At 66.9% G+C, this 20185-nt stretch carries 20 protein-coding genes and 1 tRNA gene; 13 read left to right on the top strand and 8 right to left on the bottom strand.

The features are described from left to right. The first annotated feature begins 5 nt into the window (after positions 1–5). Both AB4Y72_RS01625 and AB4Y72_RS01620 read left to right on the top strand, forming a co-directional pair. Positions 6–1103, top strand: coding sequence for an AI-2E family transporter (locus AB4Y72_RS01625; RefSeq protein WP_441424427.1), 1098 nt, complete (start codon positions 6–8; stop codon positions 1101–1103). Between the two features lie 156 nt (positions 1104–1259). Next, the gene (locus AB4Y72_RS01620) at positions 1260–1946 is read left to right on the top strand and encodes a TM2 domain-containing protein (protein WP_441424426.1); all 687 of its coding nucleotides are present in this window, start codon (positions 1260–1262) and stop codon (positions 1944–1946) included. A gap of 36 nt (positions 1947–1982) precedes the next feature. On the opposite strand, the gene AB4Y72_RS01615 is transcribed toward AB4Y72_RS01620, so the two are convergent. Further along, positions 1983–2195, bottom strand: a complete 213-nt coding sequence (locus AB4Y72_RS01615) for a hypothetical protein (protein ID WP_441424425.1) — start codon at positions 2193–2195, stop codon at positions 1983–1985. A gap of 123 nt (positions 2196–2318) precedes the next feature. After that, complete coding sequence (locus AB4Y72_RS01610) at positions 2319–3212, bottom strand: aminoglycoside phosphotransferase family protein (protein WP_441424424.1); 894 nt, start codon at positions 3210–3212, stop codon at positions 2319–2321. A 141-nt stretch (positions 3213–3353) separates the two neighbouring features. Here AB4Y72_RS01610 and AB4Y72_RS01605 point away from each other — a divergent pair, with 141 nt between their 5' ends. Beyond that, on the top strand, positions 3354–4754 hold the full coding sequence (locus tag AB4Y72_RS01605; RefSeq protein WP_441424423.1) for an NAD(P)/FAD-dependent oxidoreductase: 1401 nt from the start codon (positions 3354–3356) through the stop codon (positions 4752–4754). A gap of 23 nt (positions 4755–4777) precedes the next feature. Here the strand turns inward: AB4Y72_RS01605 and AB4Y72_RS01600 are convergent, their stop codons facing one another. Together AB4Y72_RS01600 and AB4Y72_RS01595 are read right to left on the bottom strand one after the other, a co-directional pair. Then, entirely contained in the window at positions 4778–5002 is a 225-nt protein-coding gene (locus tag AB4Y72_RS01600; protein WP_441424422.1) for a tautomerase family protein, read from the bottom strand. A gap of 108 nt (positions 5003–5110) precedes the next feature. After that, positions 5111–5193, bottom strand: a tRNA-Leu gene (locus tag AB4Y72_RS01595). A gap of 164 nt (positions 5194–5357) precedes the next feature. Between AB4Y72_RS01595 and AB4Y72_RS01590 the strand changes: the two genes are divergently transcribed. Together AB4Y72_RS01590 and AB4Y72_RS01585 are read left to right on the top strand one after the other, a co-directional pair. Beyond that, positions 5358–6674, top strand: coding sequence for a M20/M25/M40 family metallo-hydrolase (locus tag AB4Y72_RS01590; RefSeq protein WP_441424421.1), 1317 nt, complete (start codon positions 5358–5360; stop codon positions 6672–6674). A 15-nt stretch (positions 6675–6689) separates the two neighbouring features. Next, the gene (locus AB4Y72_RS01585) at positions 6690–7850 is read left to right on the top strand and encodes an acyl-CoA dehydrogenase family protein (RefSeq protein WP_441424420.1); all 1161 of its coding nucleotides are present in this window, start codon (positions 6690–6692) and stop codon (positions 7848–7850) included. Positions 7851–7901: 51 nt separating this feature from the next. Here AB4Y72_RS01585 and AB4Y72_RS01580 read toward each other — a convergent pair whose 3' ends face one another. Next, positions 7902–8135 carry a DUF5703 family protein gene (locus tag AB4Y72_RS01580; protein ID WP_018772920.1) on the bottom strand — a complete coding sequence of 78 codons (234 nt, stop codon included), beginning with the start codon at positions 8133–8135 and terminating at the stop codon, positions 7902–7904. 39 nt (positions 8136–8174) lie between these two features. On the opposite strand from AB4Y72_RS01580, the gene AB4Y72_RS01575 reads away from it, so the two are divergent. Together AB4Y72_RS01575 and AB4Y72_RS01570 are read left to right on the top strand one after the other, a co-directional pair. Then, positions 8175–8450: a hypothetical protein gene (locus tag AB4Y72_RS01575; protein WP_441424419.1), complete on the top strand. Its 276-nt coding sequence runs from the start codon at positions 8175–8177 to the stop codon at positions 8448–8450. A gap of 204 nt (positions 8451–8654) precedes the next feature. Beyond that, a complete protein-coding gene (locus tag AB4Y72_RS01570) occupies positions 8655–10208 on the top strand; it encodes a N,N-dimethylformamidase beta subunit family domain-containing protein (protein ID WP_441424418.1) in 1554 nt (517 codons plus the stop codon). Between the two features lie 19 nt (positions 10209–10227). Here the strand turns inward: AB4Y72_RS01570 and AB4Y72_RS01565 are convergent, their stop codons facing one another. After that, positions 10228–11163 (bottom strand): aldo/keto reductase, encoded by a 936-nt coding sequence (locus AB4Y72_RS01565; protein WP_441424417.1) that lies wholly within the window; start codon positions 11161–11163, stop codon positions 10228–10230. 52 nt (positions 11164–11215) lie between these two features. On the opposite strand from AB4Y72_RS01565, the gene AB4Y72_RS01560 reads away from it, so the two are divergent. Then, on the top strand, positions 11216–12049 hold the full coding sequence (locus AB4Y72_RS01560) for an undecaprenyl-diphosphate phosphatase (RefSeq protein WP_441424416.1): 834 nt from the start codon (positions 11216–11218) through the stop codon (positions 12047–12049). A gap of 15 nt (positions 12050–12064) precedes the next feature. After that, positions 12065–13345: a cysteine--1-D-myo-inosityl 2-amino-2-deoxy-alpha-D-glucopyranoside ligase gene (gene mshC / locus AB4Y72_RS01555; protein WP_441424415.1), complete on the top strand. Its 1281-nt coding sequence runs from the start codon at positions 12065–12067 to the stop codon at positions 13343–13345. A gap of 31 nt (positions 13346–13376) precedes the next feature. On the opposite strand, the gene AB4Y72_RS01550 is transcribed toward mshC, so the two are convergent. Continuing rightward, positions 13377–13895, bottom strand: a complete 519-nt coding sequence (locus tag AB4Y72_RS01550) for a DUF1269 domain-containing protein (protein ID WP_441424414.1) — start codon at positions 13893–13895, stop codon at positions 13377–13379. A gap of 88 nt (positions 13896–13983) precedes the next feature. After that, a complete protein-coding gene (locus AB4Y72_RS01545; RefSeq protein WP_441424413.1) occupies positions 13984–14889 on the bottom strand; it encodes a PAC2 family protein in 906 nt (301 codons plus the stop codon). Positions 14890–15040: 151 nt separating this feature from the next. Here AB4Y72_RS01545 and AB4Y72_RS01540 point away from each other — a divergent pair, with 151 nt between their 5' ends. From AB4Y72_RS01540 to arc, 4 genes are all read left to right on the top strand, one after another. Then, positions 15041–15850, top strand: a complete 810-nt coding sequence (locus AB4Y72_RS01540) for an HAD family hydrolase (protein ID WP_441424412.1) — start codon at positions 15041–15043, stop codon at positions 15848–15850. Then, the gene (locus AB4Y72_RS01535; RefSeq protein WP_441424411.1) at positions 15843–17030 is read left to right on the top strand and encodes a site-2 protease family protein; all 1188 of its coding nucleotides are present in this window, start codon (positions 15843–15845) and stop codon (positions 17028–17030) included. Before AB4Y72_RS01540 ends, AB4Y72_RS01535 begins: the two co-directional genes overlap by 8 nt. A 101-nt stretch (positions 17031–17131) precedes the next feature. After that, positions 17132–18235, top strand: a complete 1104-nt coding sequence (locus tag AB4Y72_RS01530; protein WP_441424410.1) for a tRNA (adenine-N1)-methyltransferase — start codon at positions 17132–17134, stop codon at positions 18233–18235. A gap of 84 nt (positions 18236–18319) precedes the next feature. Continuing rightward, positions 18320–20131 carry a proteasome ATPase gene (gene arc / locus AB4Y72_RS01525; protein ID WP_441424409.1) on the top strand — a complete coding sequence of 604 codons (1812 nt, stop codon included), beginning with the start codon at positions 18320–18322 and terminating at the stop codon, positions 20129–20131. The last annotated feature ends 54 nt before the right edge of the window (positions 20132–20185 follow it).

The following is a 20185-nucleotide window of genomic DNA, read 5'->3' as shown; positions in this document are numbered from 1 at the left end:
CCATAATGACCGATTCCCGCACCGGTATTGCGGCCATATGGACGGACGGCCTTGGCCGCGCCAGTATCCGCTCCGTCCAGGCGCTCACGGTGGCTGCCCTCGTGTGGGCCATCATCTGGACTGCGACCCGGGTTCCACTCGTCATCATCCCGGTCCTGATTGCCGGCATCCTGGCCGCCGCGATCTCCCCGCTGGTCCGCTGGCTCACAGGCCGCTCGTGGCCGCGTGCCCTCGCCGTCGTCGCCTCATTCGTCGCCATCCTCGCCGTCGTCGGCGGCATCGTCACCGGCATCGTGATCCTGGTCCGCAACCAGTGGGCCGAACTATCCGCGCGCGCCGCTGCCGGGGTTGACCAGCTGCACTCTTTCCTGAACAACGGACCTGTCCCCGTTAGCGACCAGCAGATTACCGCCGCGATCGACTCGGTGCGGGAGTTCCTCACCTCCAGCTCCTTCGGGGCAGAAGCACTCACCGGGGCCCGCACCGTGGGGGAAGTCTTCGCCGGCGCGGTCCTGATGGCTGTGACCTTGTTCTTCTTCCTCAAGGACGGCCCCGAGATCCGGACCTTTCTCATCGGATTCCTGCCCGCCGACCACCGCGCCAAGGCGCGCCTGGCCGCGGACCGGAGCACCCTTGTCCTGGGCGGGTACGTCCGCGGCACCGCCATCGTCGCCGCGATCGACGGCCTCGTCGTAGGGATCACCCTCGCCATCATGGGAGTGCCGCTGGCCCTGCCGCTGGGCGTGTTCATCTTCCTGGGCGGATTCATCCCGATCGTCGGCGCCACAGTCGCCGGAACCCTGGCAATCGCCGTCGCATTGATCTCCAACGGCCCCCTCCAGGCGCTCATTGTCCTGGCGGTTGTGATTGCGGTGAACCAGCTCGAACACCATTTCCTGCAGCCGGTGCTGATGGGCAAAGTACTCAGCATCCACGGACTGGCCATCCTGCTCGTCCTCGCCGCCGGCACCATGCTCGCCGGCATCGTAGGAGCGCTTCTCGCCGTACCGATCACCGCCGTCGCCTGGACCGTCCTGAAGACGTGGTCCGGCCGCGATCCGCTGCCGGAGCCTGAGGTGCCGGCCGGCGAACCCCGGGCCTAGGCTGCCATCCCGGCCCGGGTACCGCGGATGTCCCTCGTCCAATGGCCGATTTCACGGCACCCCGAATCCGGCACCGGCGCGGCGGCCCGGGGGACCGCCCGATTTTCGCCTCGGAACGCCATAGACATCCCGGTGTCGCGGGTCCAGAATCGGGATATGCCCCTGACCGAACAGGACGGGCTGGTCTTCGTACGCGACCTGCCGCCGCGGCGCTCCCTGCGGACCGCGTGGTTTCTGGCGTTGTTCCTGGGCTTCACCGGCGCGGACCGGTTCTACCTCCGCAAGCCCGTCACCGGCTGCCTGAAGCTGTTGACGTTCGGCGGCGCCGGCATCTGGTGGGTCATTGACTTGTTCCGTATCACCCGAGAAGACGCCGCCGACGGCGCGTCCGTCCCGTTGGTCGGGACTGCCCCCCTGCGCCGCAGTCTGCGCCTGGCCTCGACTGTCCTGACCGCCGCCGTCGCGGGCGGGGTGATTTACCTCACCGCGGCCCCCGTCACCGGGACTGTTGCCGCCACTGTCACCGCCCTGGATGCACTCCTGAACCCCACCCCGCCGCCACCGGCGAAAGAGTGGGTTACCGTCGTGGAGGCATCCGGCACCAAGCCCCCGGGGCCGGTCGTGACGGTTACCGGCAAGCTACACATCGAATACGCCTTCCCCGGCCCGGCCGTCGTCTTCCTCCAACCCGCGAAAGGACCGGCCCTCACCATTCTGTCCCTGGCCAAGGGCGGCGCCGGGGCGACCGGCGTTACCGTGTTCCCGGGGACCTACAAGCTCACGGTCAGTGCTGCCGGCAGCTCGTGGCGGCTGAAGGCCGAGGAGTTCCGCGTTCCTGGGTAGCGTCGGATGCGGACAAATGGCTGCGGGGGCCGCCGCCTAGGGAATGAGGGCTTCCTCGTCGGAAAGTTGTTGGTCTTCAATCCGCGCGTCTCTGAACCTGGAGAACAGAAGCACGAGGGAGGCCAGCAGGAGGAAGGCGGCGGCGGCCCAGAGCGCCGTATCGGCACCCGCGACGGTGGCTATGGCGCCGCCCAAGGGGGCTCCGATGACGATCATGCCCCGGTTCACCGACCGCCTCGTGGCACTCATGCGGGTATGAGCCTGTGCGGAGTCACAGCCTGCTGGTAGCCCATTTCCAGCGGCCCTTCGACTCCCATGGCCATGCCGAATAGCAGCTGCCCGAAGCCGGCCAGAGCAAACGCGGCCCACAACTCAGCGGGTGTTGGCGAGGGCGCGTATGAGGGTGAGGTCCGCGCTCCTCGCGGCACGCCGGACGGGGGAGACCGCCATGATTGGGGCGAAGTTGCAGCACCAACGCCATAGCCGGTCGGCGTCGATGGGATCAGCAAGTTCAGCGAGCTGACGGCACCGGCGGCGGATGGCCGATTCGCTATCCGCTCGAGTCATGGCGAGGTCGGCGAGGTCCATTGCCGGATCGCCGATGCACGGGCGAGGGTCGATCGCGACAATTTGGCTGCCGTTACCCGTCCGCAGCATGTTGCCGGGATGAAGATCGCCGTGAAGAAGCGAATCCCCTTCGTTTGCCATCTCCAACGCAGTCTCGCGACACCGGCGCCAGACTGCCTCATCGATCGGGGAGTCCCGGAGAGTACGCCTGCGTCGGTCCCACAACTCGAACACGAACTCCACGCGCTCGCGGGCGGGGGGAACCTCAGCGGGCAGTGCCCCGCGTGGTAGGTAGAGGTCTCCGATGAGGCCGGCAACGTCCGCGATGCCCGATGCATCGGCGGTCAACTCCGCGGGCTCGGGTACCCATTCGAGCAGGATCGCACCACAAGTTGCATCCGTATCCACCAGGTCGACGACGGTGGCGGCATCCGTCCAGTACGCCAGTGCAGCCGCCTCCTGCTGCGTGACCGTGCTGTCCGGTGAGAGCTTGAGCGCGTACCGGGTTCCTCCGGCGGCCGACACGCACTCGACGACGGCGCCCGTCCCGCCCGCGTGGACAGCACGAGGTTCGAGCGTCCACTTCTGGCACAGTTCACCAACAAGCGGTCCGAAGTCGTCGATCCAGGCAGCAGCGACGGGACCGAATCGATCCAGCAGACGGTCGCGGGCAGCATTTGGCAACGTAACCTGGGTCATGAGGCGATGTTAGGCGCTCTCGTGGATCAGCACAGCTTCCGCGACCTGCCGTAGCAAGCGTGCCACGCTACCGCCAAGCGCCTCCGTTCGCGAGGATGTATCCCACCCGGAACTGGCCCAAGCACTCGCAGGAGGCAACCCGTGACCACCGAACCGTCACCCGCAAGACGGTACCGTAACCGCAGCCTTTGGTTGGACCAACTCGATGAGCCGCTCACGCCGCGTCCTAGTCTGGCAGGCGATACGACCACCGATGTCGCGATCGTCGGCGCCGGCATGACCGGGCTCTGGACCGCCTACTACCTCGCCGTCCATCAGCCCGATCTGCGGATCGTCGTGCTCGAACGCGAGATTGCCGGATTCGGCGCTTCCGGCCGCAACGGCGGCTGGGTCGGGGCCGGCATCGCCGGCTCGGCCGGCGTCTATGCCAGACGCCACGGCCAGGACGCCGTCCGCCGCGCCATCCTGGAAACCTGCACCACCGTCGATGAGATCGGCCGAGTCATCGCCGAGGAGGGGATCGACTGCGGGTACGTCAAGGCAGGTAGCCTCGCCGTCGCCACTTCAGCGCCGCAGAAGCATCGGATGCTGCAAGGGATCGACGCAGCCGTGCGCGCCGGGACGCTGTGTCCCGGCGACCGGGCCGTCGGCCGCACCGAATCGGAACGGCTCGTCCACGTCGAAGGCTGGGAATCCGCCCTCTACACGCCGCATTGCGCGGGGATGGACCCCGCCAGGTTCATCCGGGGCCTTGCGCGCGCCTGCGAAGCGCGGGGCGTCGTGATCTACGAGGGCACCGAAGTCACCGACGTGGCCCCGGGCCTCGTCCGGTCCCACCACGGATCGGTGAAAACCGACGCCGTCATACGCGCCACCGAGGCCTACACGATCCAGTTGCCGGGCCAGTCAAGGAGCTATCTGCCCCTGACATCCCTGATGATCGCCACGGAACCGCTGTCCGCGGAAGTCTGGGAGGAACTCGGCTGGACCAGGGGACTTACGGTCCGGGACTTGATGCATCTCTTCTTCTACGCCCAGCGCACGCCAGATGACCGAATCGCCATCGGCGGCCGTGGCGCACCGTATGCCCTAAGGCACCCGATCGATGAGCGGCGTGAACGCGACGCTGGGGTGCGTGCCAGGCTGATCGCCACGCTGCACGCGGCATTCCCGGCGGTACGCGACGCTGCAATCACGCACCATTGGGGCGGTCCGCTCGGCGTTCCGCGTGACTGGTCAATGGGCATCAATTTTGACCAGCGCACTGGCTTCGGCACGGCAGGAGGCTACTCCGGGCACGGTGTCACCGCCGCGAACATCTCCGGGCGGACCCTCGCCGACCTCCTGCTCCGACGCAACACGGACCTGACCCGCCTGCCTTGGGTGGGGCACCGCTCCAGGAACTGGGAGCCCGAGCCACTTCGCTTTCTAGCCTCCAGCGCAATCGTGAAAGTCCTGTCGAGCGCAGATCACTACGAAGAACGCACGCAACGGAACGCACGAAGCACCTCGCTGCTTGCACCCGTCATGCCTCCGCCCTGACACGACGGGCAAAAACCGGCAGTTCAGAAACCGGGGGTCAGATTGGTCAGTGATGCATCTTGGCCGGAGTCGGCCAGCGTGACGCCTGCGACGGACCAGTTCTCTCGGGGCAATTCTTGGAGGGTGACCCTGATGGTGTCCGGCCGTATTTCCATAATGCGCGCATACGTTGCCGTGAGTTCGGCAAGCAGTTGGCGCGTCTTGGCTGTTGAGGATGGCCTGGCGTTAGAGACCTGGATGAGCGGCATGGTTCAGTCTCGCATTGGACGTCCGCCTGCAGTAGCAGCCTCGCGAGCACGGTGAGGGCGGGACGAAAAAAACCCCTGGAATCCGTGGATTCCAGGGGTTTTCCCTTGTGCGCGGAGGGGGACTTGAACCCCCACCCCCTTTCGAGGACTAGCACCTCAAGCTAGCGCGTCTGCCATTCCGCCACCCGCGCAGGTGGTAATTCCGAGATCATTTTCGCCTCTCAGCGTTTTGCTTTTCTCGGAAGCAGCGAGAAAGACTCTAGCACGACTTTTCCGGAAACAAATAATCGGGGCTTGCGGGGGGCGTATGGGTAGGCTGAAGCAAGCAATTGAGCCACCGCCACGAGGAGCCGCTATGACTGATCACCGGACCGAACCCAGGCCCGAGGACGAGGTCGTCAGGATCTGCCAGGAGCTGATCCGAATCGACACATCCAACTACGGTGACGGCTCCGGCCCCGGTGAACGGGCGGCCGCCGAATACACTGCCGGGCTCATGGCCGAGGTGGGGTTGGACGCCGAAATCTTCGAGGCAGCCCCGGGACGGGCGAGCGTGGTGACCCGGCTGGCGGGGGAGGACCCCTCCGCCAGCGCCCTCGTGGTCCACGGCCACCTGGACGTGGTTCCGGCCCTCCGCGAACAGTGGTCAGTGGACCCCTTCGGCGCCGAACTCAAAGACGGCCTGATCTGGGGCCGCGGCGCGGTGGACATGAAGGACATGGATGCCATGATCCTCTCCGTGCTGCGCAATTTCGCCCGCAGGGGCCGCAAGCCCAAGCGGGACCTCATCTTTGCGTTCTTCGCCGATGAGGAAGCCGGTGGCACCTACGGCGCCCGCTACGCCGTCGACAAGCGGCCCGAACTCTTCGAGGGCGCCACGGAGGCGATCTCGGAGGTCGGCGGTTTTTCCGCCACCATCGGCGGCCAGCGCACGTATCTGCTCCAGACCGCCGAGAAGGGTCTGTCCTGGCTCCGCCTCGTCGCCCACGGCCGCGCGGGGCACGGCTCCCAGATCAACACCGACAACGCCGTGACGCGGCTTGCCGGCGCGGTCTCCCGAATCGGCGCCTACAACTGGCCGATTGAGCTCACTCCCACCACCCGGCAGTTCCTCGACGGTGTGACTGAACTCACCGGCGTCGAATTCGATCCCGACGATCCGGACAAGATCCTCAAGGAACTCGGCACGGTGGCCCGATTTGTCGGCGCTACGCTGCAGAACACCACCAACCCCACCCTGCTCAAGGGCGGCTACAAGCACAACGTCATCCCGGAAGCGGCCGAGGCCCTCATTGACTGCCGCACGCTGCCCGGACAGGAGCAGCACGTGCTGGAGATGGTACGGGAGCTCGCCGGCACCGGCGTTGACATCAGCTACGTCCACAACGACGTCTCGCTCGAAGTACCTTTCGCCGGCAACCTCGTCGATGCGATGATCGATGCCCTGCACTCCGAGGACCCCGGCGCCAAGGTGCTGCCCTACACGCTCTCCGGCGGAACCGACAACAAGTCGCTCAGCCGGTTGGGCATCACCGGCTACGGGTTCGCCCCGCTGATGCTCCCGGACGAACTCGACTTCACCGGCATGTTCCACGGCGTGGACGAGCGCGTCCCGGCCGATTCCCTGAAGTTCGGTGCGCGGGTGCTGGACACCCTGCTCACCAACTACTGAGCGGACCCGCCCGCCATGACGCCCGAGGACATCCTCACCGGGGCCCTGCTGGAACGGATCCGCGGCCGCGCCGCGGGCTACGACCGTGACAACGCCTTCTTCCACGAGGACCTCGCGGACTTGAAGGCGGCCGGCTATCTGAAGATCTTCGTCCCCGTGTCCGACGGCGGCCTGGGACTCGGCCTGGCCGACGCGGCGCAGCTGCAGCGCCGACTCGCGACGGCGGCCCCGGCCACCGCACTGGCCGTCAACATGCACCTCGTGTGGACCGGCGTCGCGCACGTCCTGGGCGCCCGGGGCGACTCATCGCTGGATTTCGTCCTCAAGGACGCCGCGCAGGGGGAGGTCTTTGCGTTCGGGAACTCCGAGGCCGGGAACGACTCCGTGCTGTTTGACTCCCGGACCGAGGCCGTCCCGCTGCCCGACGGCGGCTACAGCTTCACGGGCCGCAAGATCTTCACGAGCCTGTCGCCGGCGTGGACCCGGCTGGGGATCTTCGGAAAGGACGCCTCAGCCGGGGACGGTGCCGGGGAACTGGTCCACGGGTTCATCACCCGGGAAACCCCCGGGTACGAGATCCTGCCCGACTGGGACACGCTGGGGATGCGGGCGAGTCAGTCGAATACGACCGTGCTGGACGGCGCCGTCGTGCCGGCGGAACGGATCTTCAGGAAGCTGCCCGTAGGGCCGAACGCCGACCCGCTGATCTTCGCCATCTTTGCCTGCTTCGAGACACTGCTAGCGGCGGTGTACACGGGGATCGGGGAGCGGGCCTTCACGCTCGGCGTGGAGGCCGTGCAGCGCCGGACATCGTTCAAGAACGGCGGCCGCAGCTACGCCCAGGATCCGGACATCCGCTGGAAAGTGGCGGAAGCGGCGATGGCCATGGATGCGCTGTACCCGCACCTGTCCCGGGTGGCGGCCGACGTCGACGAACTGGCAGACCTGGGCAATCAGTGGTTTCCCCGGCTGGTAGGCCTCAAGGTCCGGGCCACGGAAACGGCCCGCACCGTGGTGGATCTCGCCATCCGGGTATCCGGAGGGTCGAGCTACTTCCGCGGCTCCGAGCTGGAGCGGCTGTACCGGGACGTGCTGGCAGGCTTGTTCCACCCGTCGGACGACGAATCCGCGCACAACACCGTGGCGAACGCCTGGCTGGGTCCGCTGGAATCCTAGACGGTCCGCTGGACGCTAGGAGTCCTAGACGGTCCGCTGGACGCTGGAATCCTAGACGGTCCGCTGGACCTGGATGACTTTCCGGCGTAGCCAGAAGCGCCGGCCGCCCCCGACGTAGAGGCGGCTGCGTTCCAGCTCCCACTTGCCGTATTCGGAATGTTCCACGAGCCGGCGGCGGGCCTCGGGCAGTGAATCCTCAGGGCCGACCGTCAGTACGAGGTACTCGTACTGCTTGACGTAGTCCCGCTCCCGCCGGACCGAGCTGCTCAGAAAATGTTCTTTCATTGCTCTCCATTTTCGTCCTTTTCCGGCTAACGTGAAGTCATGAGCATCGATCCGCGTGTCGCGCTTGCGTCCCTGGCCTCTGCACTGGAAGAACACCTGGCGGCTGCCTCCGCCCGCAGAAGTGACGGGGATCCCGCGGTCGAAGCGGCGTTCTTTGCCGTCGCCGATGCCTTTGAAGTCTACGACGACGCCCTCTACGAAGCGTATGGGGAAGTGACCCCGCTCCAAGTCATCGACGGCGACGAAGACGACGAGGACGACGAGGACGTTGACGACGACGAAGACCTCGAAATCCTGCAGAACTCAGAGAACTAAGGGGATTCGCGCTCCCTGGCGCCCCCGGACGCCTACGCGAGTACCCGCGTCGTCCAGATGGGGCGTCCGCGGGGAAAAACAAGTACTTCCTACCCCTGCCTAAATGGACTGTTGTTTGTAGCCTGAAGGGAGGTCGTGGAACGGACTGTCAACGCCGCTGAGGATCTGTCTCGTGCCACACATTGACTGGCGCGAATCGAGGCCATGATGGGCGAAAATGGCTATCGCCCCGACCGTAGGGCAGTGATCCGTGCTGCGATTGCCGGATTGGCTTGGGTCGCCGCAGAGTCCGCAGCCATCGACCGGTTGTCTCGGACCCCTGTGGAAACGGCGCATGCAAGCACTCAGCTCCCGGAGCGGCCCTCGGGAACCGCGTTTAGCGCTACTTGGGAGAACCGGCTGCCCGGCACCCCGAGGACCGAGGTCGCATCGAATTGGTCGGCCACCCCAACCCTGGAGGGGTTCCTGGGCCAGCATGCCTCGACCGCGCGGCGGCGCATCGTGGATGTGTATGTCAACTCAAGTCTGCGCAGTGTCCGGATCACGGCCTATCGGATCGGGCACTATGACGGGGAGGGCCAACGTCTGGTGTGGACCTCCGGACCAGTGCCGGTCCGGCGGCAGCGGCCCTTTAACGTTCAGCCGGGAACTCGGATGGTGTCCTGCCCGTGGCAGGTAACAACGTCGATCAACACGACCGGATGGCCCGAGGGCCTGTACTACCTGGTGCTGACCGGTGGTGCCGGGCGGGACCACATGATCCCCCTCGTCGTAGAGTCGGCGTCGGTCGTGGGTAAGACAGTGCTGGTCTTTAACGACTGCACCATGCAGGCGTACAACCAATGGGGCGGCTATTCGCTCTACACCGGACCGACGCATGTGCGGACTGACCGGTCCTACAAAGTCTCCTTCGACCGGCCCTACCGGAATTTCGACGAGGTCGATCGTCGTAACGCTCCGCTGATCAGGGCCGCGGAAGCCATCACAGACACCGAGCTCAACCTCGCGTACACCACCGAAGCACGGATCAGCGGAAACCCACAGCTTGTGACCGGCGCCGCTGCCGTGATCTTCTCAGCCCATTCAGAATACTGGTCGCCTGCACTGCGCCGGGCCGTCGAGGGCGCCCGGGACGCGGGCACCAACATTGTCTTTTTCGGCGCGAACAACGTCTATTGGCGTACTCGCCTGGAGCCTTCCTCCACGGGGGAGGACCGTGTGTTGGTCTGCTACCGGAAGGCCCGACTGGATCCTTACCGCTTCAGCCACCCCGATGCCACGACCACGCGGTGGCGCGAGGGCCCCGTCCCCGATCCGGAATCGACGCTGACAGGCTCGGTATACGGCGACCTCGGCGTCACGGGAATGTTCACCGTGACGGAACCCGGTTTCTTCGCCTTCGGGGGAACCGGTGCGGCGCAAGGCGACACCTACGCCGGGCTCACTGCCGGCGAAGTTGACCGGCTGTTCCCGACGGCAGAACGGCCTGAATTTGCCCACGCAAGAGACCTTGTTGTCTTTGCCCACTCGCCGGCAGCGGGGGCGCATACCTCCCGCGGCTGGGCAGATTCGACCTTTTACACTGCCGCGTCCGGCGCGGGCGTGCTGAATATGGGCACCATGAACTGGCTCCAGGCCCAGACCGATGAAGCCGTCCCTGCCCGTTCCCGAGACTTCGCCGCCCGGGTCACGCAGAATATTATCCGGGCAGCGGCGCTGGGACCGCTCGGGCTCCGCCGCACCGCTGCCCCGGGCTGAGCGCGAAGGCTGCCTCGGCTCAGGCCGGGTCGGAGACGTCCTCGAGGGCCTGCGCGATCTCCGGCGGGAGCGGCGCGAGGGCAGAATCCAGGATCTCCTTGAGCTGCACCGGCGTCCGTGCCCCCACGACGGCGGTGGCCACGCCGTGCTGGGACAGCAGCCAGCTCAGCGACACGTCCAGGGGCGTCCGGCCCAGACCCTTGGCGGCCATGGCGACGGCTTCCACCACGCTGGACGCGGGGGCCTCGAGATAGGGCTCCACGTAGGTGGCGAGCCGCTGGTGGGCGGCACGGGAATCCGCGGGGATATGTCCGCGGTACTTTCCGGTCAGGACGCCGCGTCCCATCGGACCCCAGGCGATCAGGCCGAGTCCGGCGTCCTCGATGGCCGGAATCAGTTCGATTTCGGCGCCGCGCTGCAGGAGCGAGTATTCGGACTGGTTGGCCACCAGCGGAAACCCCGCAATGGCGGCGGCCTTGGCCGTCTGCCAGCCGTTGAAGTTGGAGACGCCGGCGTAGCGCGCCCGGCCGGAGCGCACCGCGTAGTCCAGCGCGGACAGGGTCTCCTCCAGCGGCACGTTAGGGTCCCAGGCGTGGGCGAACCAGAGGTCCACGTAATCAGTGCCCAGCCGGGCCAGGCTCGCGTCGAGGCCGGAGAGCATGCCGTTGCGGGACGTGTCCACGCTGCGCCGCCCGTCCGCCGTCGTCAGCCCGGCTTTCGTGGAGATCACCACCTCGGAGCGGGCGACCACGTCGCCCAGCATGCCGCCGAGCATCGCCTCGGCCTGCCCATCGGCGTAGGAGGCCGCGGTATCGATCAGGGTCCCGCCGCCGTCGAGGAAGGTCCGCAGCAGGGACGCCGCATCCTGCTCCTCAGTCTCCCGGGCCCAGGACATGGTGCCAAGGGACAAGGCGGACACACGCAACCCACTGTTGCCGACATAACGCTGCTGCATGTCAGCAAGCTTACGGGGATTCGCGCGCCTTCATAACGTAGGGTCTATAAACGTGAACTGGATACAAGCGGCTCTCCTGGGCCTGGTACAGGGACTGACCGAGTTCCTCCCGATCTCCTCGAGCGCCCATCTGCGGATTGTCGGCGCCTTCCTCCCGGACGCGTCCGACCCCGGTGCCGCCTTCACGGCGATCACGCAACTGGGCACCGAGACGGCCGTGATCGTCTATTTCTGGCGCGACATCCTGAGGATCCTCCGCGCATGGGCCGGTTCGCTGAGCGGCAAGGTCTCCCGGCGGGACCCGGACGCGCGGATGGGATGGCTGGTCATCCTGGGCAGCCTGCCGATCATCGTCCTCGGACTGCTGTTCCAGGACCAGATCGAATCGGTACTCCGCAGTCTCTGGGGCGTCGCGACCATGCTCATTGTGTTCGGCATGGTGCTCGCAGTGGCCGACACCCTCGGGCGGCAGGACCGCGAGCTCGCGCAACTGAGCTACAAGCACGGCCTCTATTACGGACTGGCCCAGGCACTGGCCCTGTTCCCCGGGGTCTCCCGCTCCGGCGGCACCATCAGTGCCGGCCTCTTCATGGGCTACACCCGCGAGGCGGCGGCACGCTACTCGTTCCTGCTGGCCATTCCCGCCGTATTCGGCAGCGGCCTGTACCAGCTGTACAAGGTGGTCTCCAAGGAAGGCATCACCGGCCCGTACGGCCTTCCGGAAACGGCCCTGGCCACCGTTATCGCCTTCTTTGTGGGCTACGTCATCATCGGCTGGTTCCTCAAGTACGTCTCTACCCGCGGCTACCGGCTGTTCGTCTGGTACCGGATCCTGCTGGGCCTGGCCCTGTTCCTGCTGCTCGGTTTCAATGTCATCAGTGCCTAGCACTAGGCTTGGGCTGTGAAATCCTGGATCTCCCGCCCTGTTCCCCAGCTCCCGGGCAGCATGCCTGCCCTCCGCCTCTTCGACACCGCCCAGGGCGGAATCGTCACCCTGGAGGCCACGGGTGAGCAGTCCATGTACGTCTGCGGCATCACCCCCTACGACGCCACACACATGGGCCACGCGGCCAGCTACGTTGCCTTCGACCTGCTCAACCGCGCCTGGCGCGACGGCCGCCAGCACGTGGCCTACGTTCAGAACGTGACCGACGTCGACGACCCCCTCCTGGAGCGCGCGACGGCCACCGGCGTCGACTGGCGTGAGCTCGCGGCGAGCCAGATCGAGCTGTTCCAAACGGACATGGAAGCCCTGAATGTGATCGCCCCGGACCATTATGTCGGAGCCGTCGAGGCAGTTCCCCTGATCGTTCCGGCGATCGAGCGTCTCCTGCGGAACGGCCTGGCCTACCGCGTTCCCGGCACCGGCGGGGAGCCCGACGGCGACGTCTACTACGACGTCGAGGCCGCCGGGAAGCACGCTTCCGATGCGGTTGACGCTTGGACCCTGGGGTCCGTTTCCGGACTTTCCGACGCCGAGATGCTGGAACTTTTCGCCGAACGCGGCGGTGACCCGGGCCGGGCCGGCAAGCGCCAGGCACTGGACCCGCTGCTGTGGCGGGTTGCCCGCGAAGGCGAACCCCGCTGGCCCGGGGGAGAGCTGGGGGAAGGGCGGCCCGGCTGGCACATCGAGTGCACCGTGATCGCCCAGCAGTACCTGCCCAAACCGTTCACCGTCCAAGGCGGCGGCTCGGACCTGATCTTCCCGCACCATGAGATGGGTGCCGGCCACGCGTACTCCCTGGCCGGCGTGCCGCTGGCACGCCACTACGCGCATGCCGGCATGGTGGGCCTCGACGGCGAAAAGATGAGCAAGTCCAAGGGCAACCTTGTCCTGGTGTCCAGGCTCCGCGCCGAGGGGGAGGAGCCCGCCGCGATCCGCTTGGCGATCTTGGCCCACCACTACCGCACGGACTGGTCCTGGACCGCCCCCGGGTTCGACGAGGCCAAGGACCGGCTCCACACCTGGCGCCAAGCCCTCGCCGTTGCGCCCCAAGGCTCCGCCGGGTCCCTCATCGGCGCGCTTCGGACCGAGCTCGCCAACGATCTCAACGCGCCCGGCGCCTTGGCCGCCGTCGACGCCTGGGCCAAGGCCGCCCTGGACACCCCGGAGACGGCATCAGCCACGGACGCCGCCCTCGTCAGCGACGCCGTGAACGCGTTGCTCGGTGTCGAACTCTAAACACCGGAACCGTGTCGGGTGCGCCGGCCGATCAGGACGACGCAGCTTCGATGATCTTCTGGTCGCCCTCGTTCACGGCCTTGACCACGGCGTCGTAGTCTCCACTCTCGACGGCTTTGCTGACCTTCCGGGTGGCCTTGCCGATCGCCTCATCGACGCGGTCGAGGTAGAGGTCGTCAACGAGGGCAACGATCGCGGACGAGCCCGGCGGCAGCCACTCTTCCGCGTTGACGCCGATGGACTTTTCCTCGTGACGTTTCTTGATGGCGCCGACGCCTGCGCCGATTCCGGCACCGATCACACCGGACAGCAGGAGCGGCGGAGCGAACAGTCCGACCACCAGCCCGCCGATGGCGCCGGCCGTGCTGCCGCCGGCTACCAGTCCGCCCCCGTGCTCCTTGACCTCGGTCTTGCCCGAGGCGTCACGCGACAGGACGACCGCAGCGGCCACAGCCGCGTCGTCCATGCTCTTTATCGCCTTAAAATCGTCTTCCGCCGAGCTTTCGTCGGCATACGACGACACGAACAAGATGTAGTTGCGATCAGACATAGGTCCAACTCTTGTTCCGGCAGGCGTTCACCGGCAGTGGCTTAAGGGTCTGGTCCGAAGAATAACCCGGCGGCCCGCCGGACCCGGCCTAGGGCTTGTCCTTGCCCCGACGCTTGAGGTAGCGCTCGAACTCGCGGGCAATGGATTCGCCGCTGGCCTCGGGGAGGTCGGCGGTGTCCTTGGCTTCCTCAAGCTGGCGCACATATGCCGCAATTTCTGGATCCTCGGTGGCGAGCTCGTCCACGCCGCGCTCCCACGCGTCGGCCTCCTCGACCAGTTCGGTGGTGTCCAGCGGCACCTGCAGGAGCTCCTCGATCCGGTGCAGGATTGCCAGCTGGGCCTTCGGCGACGGCGCCTGTGCCACGTAGTGCGGCACGGCTGCCCAGAGCGAGACTGTGGGGAGCCCGGCGAGCAGCGCCACTTCGCCAAGGACGCCCACGATCCCCACCGGACCCTCGTACTGCGAGGCCTCGAAGTCCATCCGTTCACGCAGGGCATTGTCGTCCGTGGACGTGCTGACCGGGATCGGCCGGCTGTGCGGCACGTCGGCCAGCAGGGCACCGACCAGGATGACGTAGTCCACATGCAGGGCTTCGGCATGCACCAGCAGCTCGGCGGTGTAGGCCCGCCACTTGTAGGACGGCTCGGTGCCCTGGACGAAGATCACATCCACATTCGAATCGGGCACACTGGCCTTGAAGATCCGCGTTGACGGCCACTTGATCTTCCGCTCGCCGGAGGCAGTCCGGCGGATCGTGGGCCGGGTGAACTGGAAATCGTAGTACTCGTCGGCGTCGATCGACCCGACCTTCTTGCCGCCCCAGAGCTTGTTCAGATAGCGAAGGGCATCGCTGGCGGCCTCCCCGGCGTCGTTCCAACCCTCAAAGGCCGCCAACATGACGGTGACGCGCCTGCCCTCGGGGACGGGCTGCAGCAGCCGCTCCGGCTCGGAGACGGCGCCTGGTTCGGTGGGGTCTGCCTCGAAGCTGTTCATCCCAACACCCTACTTCCAAGTCCGCTCCCCGTGCAGGCAATCAAGCGGCGCGGGCGCCCGGACGTGCCGCGGAACCCCGCGGCAGGGCCCAAAATTCGCCGAAGGCGTAGCACGGGCGCCCGGCACCATGCGTCCCCGTAGACTGGAAGGCATGCGATCCTTAGCTTCCCCGCCCCTTCTTAAAGCAGCGCTGTGGGACATGGATGGCACCATCGTCGACACCGAGCCCTACTGGATCGAGGCCGAACGTGCTCTCGTTGAGGCCCACGGCGGACGGTGGTCCCATGAGCAGGCCCTGCAGCTCGTGGGGCAGTCCCTGGTGTTTTCCGCAGGCCTCCTGCAGGAGGCCGGCGTGACGCTGGAGCGACGCGAAATCATCGACACCCTCACCGAGCATGTAGTCAGCCAGGTGCGGAAATCCGTTCCCTGGCGCCCCGGTGCCCGCGAATTGCTCGACGAACTGTACAACGCCGGCATCCGCTGCGCCCTTGTGACCATGTCCGAGGCCCCGCTGGCCCGGGAGATCGTCGCGAGCTTGCCCGAGCCCTATTTCGAGTTCCTGGTCACGGGGGACACCGTCTCGCAGGGGAAGCCGCACCCGGAGGCCTACCTGACTGCCGTCGGGCTCCTGCAGCAACAGGACCCCGAGCTGGACCTGCACCACTGCGTTGCCCTGGAAGATTCCGTGCCGGGCGTCGCGGCCGCCGTGGCCTCCGGCGTCGTCACGGTCGCCATCCCGCACATCCTGCCGCTGCCGCATGATCCGCGCCGCGCCACCTGGGACACCCTCGAAGGCCGCACCGTGGCCGATCTGGAAGAGCTGGTCGCCCTGCGGCATGAATTCCCGGATGCCACGTTTGGCCGTGCGGCGGACCCGGCCCCGGATACCACCGCGCCCTCGACCGCCCCCTCGACAATGCACGCGGCCGTGCCCTCCACTGCGGGGCACGCCCGTGGCTGACGCCAACGGCCCGGGGCAGCCGGGCAAGAGTCCGGCCAGCCGCCGGGACGGGATCCCGCTGGGCCGCATCGCCGGCATTCCCGTGTTTCTGGCCTATTCCTGGTTCATCATCGCGGCATTCACGGTGATCGCCTACGGACCGGTCCTGCAGACCAATAATCCCCGCCTCGGCGTCACCGCGTTCTTCGTTGCCTTCGCCTATGCGCTGCTACTGCTGATTTCCGTGCTGGCCCACGAACTCGCCCACGCGCTGACCGCGAAGCTGTTCCACTGGCCCACGGAGAAAATTGTCCTCAACCTCTGGGGCGGGCACACCCAGTTCCAAAGCTTCACGGCGTCCCCGGGCCGGTCCGTCCTGGTGGCGATGGCCGGCCCGGCGGCGAACTTCGTCCTGGCCGGGGCAGGCTGGCTCCTGCTCTTTTATGGGGACCTGGGCGGTGTGGCCGACATCCTCGCCAACATCTTCGTCTGGGCCAACCTCCTGATCGGCATCTTCAACGTCCTTCCCGGGCTTCCGCTGGACGGCGGCCGGCTGGTCGAATCCGCCGTCTGGAAGGCCACCGGAAGCCAGGACAAGGGAACGATCGCGGCCGGCTGGGCGGGCCGGATCATCGTGGTCGCCCTGGCCCTGTGGTTCATCGTCCTGCCCCTGCTCAGCGGCGCGCGCCCGGACATTTCCTTTACCCTGATCACCGCACTGGTGGGCAGTTTCCTGTGGGTGGGGGCGTCGGCGTCGATCCAGCAGGCCCGCATGCGGGCCCGGCTGTACCTTGTGGACGCCGCGGCTCTCGCCGAACCCGCCGTCGGCCTGAGGCAAAGCGCCACGGTTGCTGACTTCCTCGAGTGCACCACGGCAGGCAAGCCCGCCGTCGTGCTGTACGACCGGGACGGCCGGCCGGTGGGCATCGTCGACGCCGGGGCGGCGGCCACCGTGCCTCCGGCGCTGGCCGCTGCGACGGCGCTCACGGCAGTTTCCTACCCCCTCGGCGCCGGCGCCTACGTCCCCGAATGGTCCAAAGGCCAGGAACTGGTGCAGTATCTGGCCCAGCTCGAAGGCCAGGAGTACGCCGTGGTGGACCGCGAGGGCGTCGTTACCGGGCTGCTCCGGCAGTCCGCTGTCCTCAGCGCCATAACGGGCAAGTACCGGACTGAACGCCAGAACCAGGGCCAAAACCGGTAGAGTTACTGGGCGGTCGTGAATTTCCGGCCCCCACGCGCAAGGACCGGTGCCCGCCGGCATGTCCGCGGCCACACAGCTTTACAGGAGCGAGGAACATCTTCATGAGCAGCGACACCGCAGCCACCGCCGCCGCAGGCATTAGCACAACCGCAGACACTGGCACAGCCGCCGAGGCGCCTCAGGTCACAGCGGCCGCCGCGAGCGCAACCGGCGCGACCGGTGCGGCGCGGCGCCGCGGACCGTTCCGCGAGGGGGAACGGGTCCAGCTCACGGACGAGCGGGGCCGCATGAACACCATCACGCTCGAAGTCGGCGGCGCCTTCCACACCCACCGCGGTTTCCTGAACCACGACGAGATCATCGGCCAACCGGACGGCTCCGTCGTCGTCAATAACGTTGGCCAGCAGTACCAGACGTTGCGCCCGCTGCTCTCGGACTTCGTCCTGTCGATGCCGCGCGGCGCCGCCGTGGTCTATCCCAAAGACGCCGGCCAGATCGTCACCATGGCGGACATCTTCCCGGGCGCACGCGTTGTGGAGGCCGGCGTCGGCTCCGGCGCTCTGTCCATCTCCCTGCTTCGCGCCGTGGGTGACAACGGCTACCTGCATTCCTTTGAACGTCGCCAGGAGTTCGCGGACATCGCCCGCGGCAACGTCGAGACCATCTTTGGCGGCCCGCACCCGGCCTGGAAGATCTCCCTCGGCGACTTCCAGGAGGAAGTGGTGCGCACCGAAGAGCCTGGCTCCGTGGACCGGGTGGTCCTGGACATGCTCGCCCCCTGGGAATGCCTTGACGCCGTCGCCACGGTTCTGGCCCCCGGCGGGGTCTGGATCAATTATGTCGCGACTGTGACGCAGCTTTCGCGGACAGCCGAAGCGATCCGTGCCGACGGACGCTTCACCGAGCCCGACGCCTGGGAATCCATGGTCCGCGGCTGGCACCTCGAAGGACTGGCGGTGCGTCCGGACCACCGCATGGTCGCCCACACGGGCTTCCTGCTGGTCACCCGCCGGCTTGCCGACGGAGTCACGGGAATCTCCGTCAAGCGCCGCCCCTCCAAGACCGACTTCAATGAAGAAGACGTCAACGCCTGGACCCCGGGCGCCGTCGGCGAACGCGCCGTCTCGGACAAGAAGCTGCGCCGCGCGGCCCGCGACGCAATCGCCGGAACCAACGTCGTGGACACCCCGGACATAACGAACTAGGCAGCATATTTCGGATGTCTCCAGCGGCACCCGCCTTCTTAGGGCTATGGTCTTAACAGAAGAGCAGGAAGGGGCTGATGCACGATGGAGACTCCGAACACTGACCCGGGCCGCACACCGGCCGAGGACGCGGCGGTTGCCGCCGCAGGAGCGGACGCGGCCCGGGCCGCAAGCGGCGAGACCGAGCGGTACGCCGCCAATGAACTGTCCGTCGCGGAGCGGCAGGTCAATATCCTCCGGGACAAGCTCCGGCACATTGACCGCCAGCTCGCCGCCGCGACCCAGAACAATTCCAAGCTCGTCAGCATGCTGGAAACCGCCAAGGCTGAGATCCTGCGGCTCAAGAACGCCCTCGACCAGGAGGGACAGCCGCCCTACAGCTTCGGCACCATCCTCCAGCTCAATCCCAGGCGGCAGCCGAGCGCCGGGAGCAGCGGCCAGGCCACCACGGAGGAATCCGTGGACATCTTCAACGCCGGCCGCAAGATGCGCGTGGGGGTCAGCCCGCTGGTCAACATCAGCCAGCTGGCGGTCGGCCAGGAAGTCCTGCTTAACGAGGCCCTGATGGTGGTCGCAGGACTCGGCTACGAGCGCGCCGGGGACCTGGTCACGCTGAAGGAGCTGCTCGGGGCGGACCGGGCCCTCGTGGTGGGCCGCGCCGATGAGGAGCGGGTCATCCGGCTCTCCGGGGCGCTGCTCGCCCAGCGGCTCCGGGTGGGCGATGCCCTGTCGGTCGATTCCCGCACCGGCTACGCGCTGGAAAAGATCCCACGCTCCGAGGTGGAAAACCTCGTGCTCGAGGAAGTCCCGGACATCACCTACCAGGACATCGGCGGCCTGGGCCCGCAGATCGAACAGATCCGCGACGCCGTCGAACTGCCGTTCCTGCACCCTGACCTGTACCGCGAGCACGGGCTCAAGGCGCCCAAGGGCATTCTGCTGTACGGGCCGCCCGGCTGCGGCAAGACCCTGATCGCCAAAGCCGTGGCGAACTCGCTGGCCGCACGGGCCGCCGAACGGGCCGGCAAGACGGACATGAAGAGCTACTTCCTGAATATCAAGGGACCCGAGCTGCTCGACAAATACGTCGGCGAGACCGAACGGCACATCCGCCTGATCTTCGCCCGCGCCCGTGAAAAGGCCTCGGAGGGCAGCCCCGTCGTGGTTTTCTTCGATGAAATGGATTCGCTGTTCCGCACCCGCGGCACCGGCATTTCCTCCGACGTCGAAACAACCATCGTTCCGCAGCTCCTCAGCGAAATCGACGGCGTCGAACGGCTGGACAACGTGATCGTGATCGGCGCGTCCAACCGGGAGGACATGATCGACCCTGCGATCCTGCGTCCCGGCCGGCTGGACGTCAAGGTCAAGATCCAGCGCCCCGACGCCGAGGCCGCGGCAGACATTTTCAACAAGTACATCACCACGGACCTGCCCTTCCACGAGTCCGACCTCTCCGAGCACAACGGGGATGTCCAGGCGACCGTGGACGCCATGGTCCAGCGGACCGTCGAGGCGATGTACGCCACGGAGAAGTCCAACGAGTACCTCGAGGTGACCTACGCCAACGGCGACACCGAAATGCTCTACTTCAAGGACTTCAACTCCGGAGCCGTAGTCCAGAACGTCGTGGACCGGGCCAAGAAGTACGCCATCAAGGACTTGCTGACCATCGGACAGAAGGGACTGCGGATCGACCACCTGCTCCGGGCGGTGGTGGACGAGTTCCGTGAACACGAGGACATGCCCAACACCACCAACCCTGACGACTGGGCACGGATCTCCGGCAAGAAGGGCGAGCGCATCACCTATATCCGCACCATCGTCCAAGGCAAGGCCGGGCAGGAGCCCGGCAAGTCCATCGAGACGATGCCCAGCACCGGGCAGTACCTGTGACGGCTGCCGTCCCGGGCCGCACGGCCGACACAGCTGGTGGACTGCCCGTCGGCG

This window comes from Arthrobacter sp. YAF34 (assembly GCF_052113245.1).
In the GTDB taxonomy this organism is placed as follows: Bacteria; Actinomycetota; Actinomycetes; order Actinomycetales; family Micrococcaceae; genus Arthrobacter.
This window is presented reverse-complemented; position numbering and strand designations above follow the sequence as displayed.

Coding starts and splice junctions, on each gene's coding strand:
- AB4Y72_RS01625 (WP_441424427.1), top strand. CDS start 6: ATGACCGATTCCCGCACCGGTATTGCGGCCATATGGACGGACGGCCTT.
- AB4Y72_RS01620 (WP_441424426.1), top strand. CDS start 1,260: ATGCCCCTGACCGAACAGGACGGGCTGGTCTTCGTACGCGACCTGCCG.
- AB4Y72_RS01615 (WP_441424425.1), bottom strand. CDS start 2,195: ATGAGTGCCACGAGGCGGTCGGTGAACCGGGGCATGATCGTCATCGGA.
- AB4Y72_RS01610 (WP_441424424.1), bottom strand. CDS start 3,212: ATGACCCAGGTTACGTTGCCAAATGCTGCCCGCGACCGTCTGCTGGAT.
- AB4Y72_RS01600 (WP_441424422.1), bottom strand. CDS start 5,002: ATGCCGCTCATCCAGGTCTCTAACGCCAGGCCATCCTCAACAGCCAAG.
- AB4Y72_RS01590 (WP_441424421.1), top strand. CDS start 5,358: ATGACTGATCACCGGACCGAACCCAGGCCCGAGGACGAGGTCGTCAGG.
- AB4Y72_RS01585 (WP_441424420.1), top strand. CDS start 6,690: ATGACGCCCGAGGACATCCTCACCGGGGCCCTGCTGGAACGGATCCGC.
- AB4Y72_RS01580 (WP_018772920.1), bottom strand. CDS start 8,135: ATGAAAGAACATTTTCTGAGCAGCTCGGTCCGGCGGGAGCGGGACTAC.
- AB4Y72_RS01575 (WP_441424419.1), top strand. CDS start 8,175: ATGAGCATCGATCCGCGTGTCGCGCTTGCGTCCCTGGCCTCTGCACTG.
- AB4Y72_RS01570 (WP_441424418.1), top strand. CDS start 8,655: ATGATGGGCGAAAATGGCTATCGCCCCGACCGTAGGGCAGTGATCCGT.
- AB4Y72_RS01565 (WP_441424417.1), bottom strand. CDS start 11,163: ATGCAGCAGCGTTATGTCGGCAACAGTGGGTTGCGTGTGTCCGCCTTG.
- AB4Y72_RS01550 (WP_441424414.1), bottom strand. CDS start 13,895: ATGTCTGATCGCAACTACATCTTGTTCGTGTCGTCGTATGCCGACGAA.
- AB4Y72_RS01545 (WP_441424413.1), bottom strand. CDS start 14,889: ATGAACAGCTTCGAGGCAGACCCCACCGAACCAGGCGCCGTCTCCGAG.
- AB4Y72_RS01540 (WP_441424412.1), top strand. CDS start 15,041: ATGCGATCCTTAGCTTCCCCGCCCCTTCTTAAAGCAGCGCTGTGGGAC.
- AB4Y72_RS01530 (WP_441424410.1), top strand. CDS start 17,132: ATGAGCAGCGACACCGCAGCCACCGCCGCCGCAGGCATTAGCACAACC.
- arc (WP_441424409.1), top strand. CDS start 18,320: ATGGAGACTCCGAACACTGACCCGGGCCGCACACCGGCCGAGGACGCG.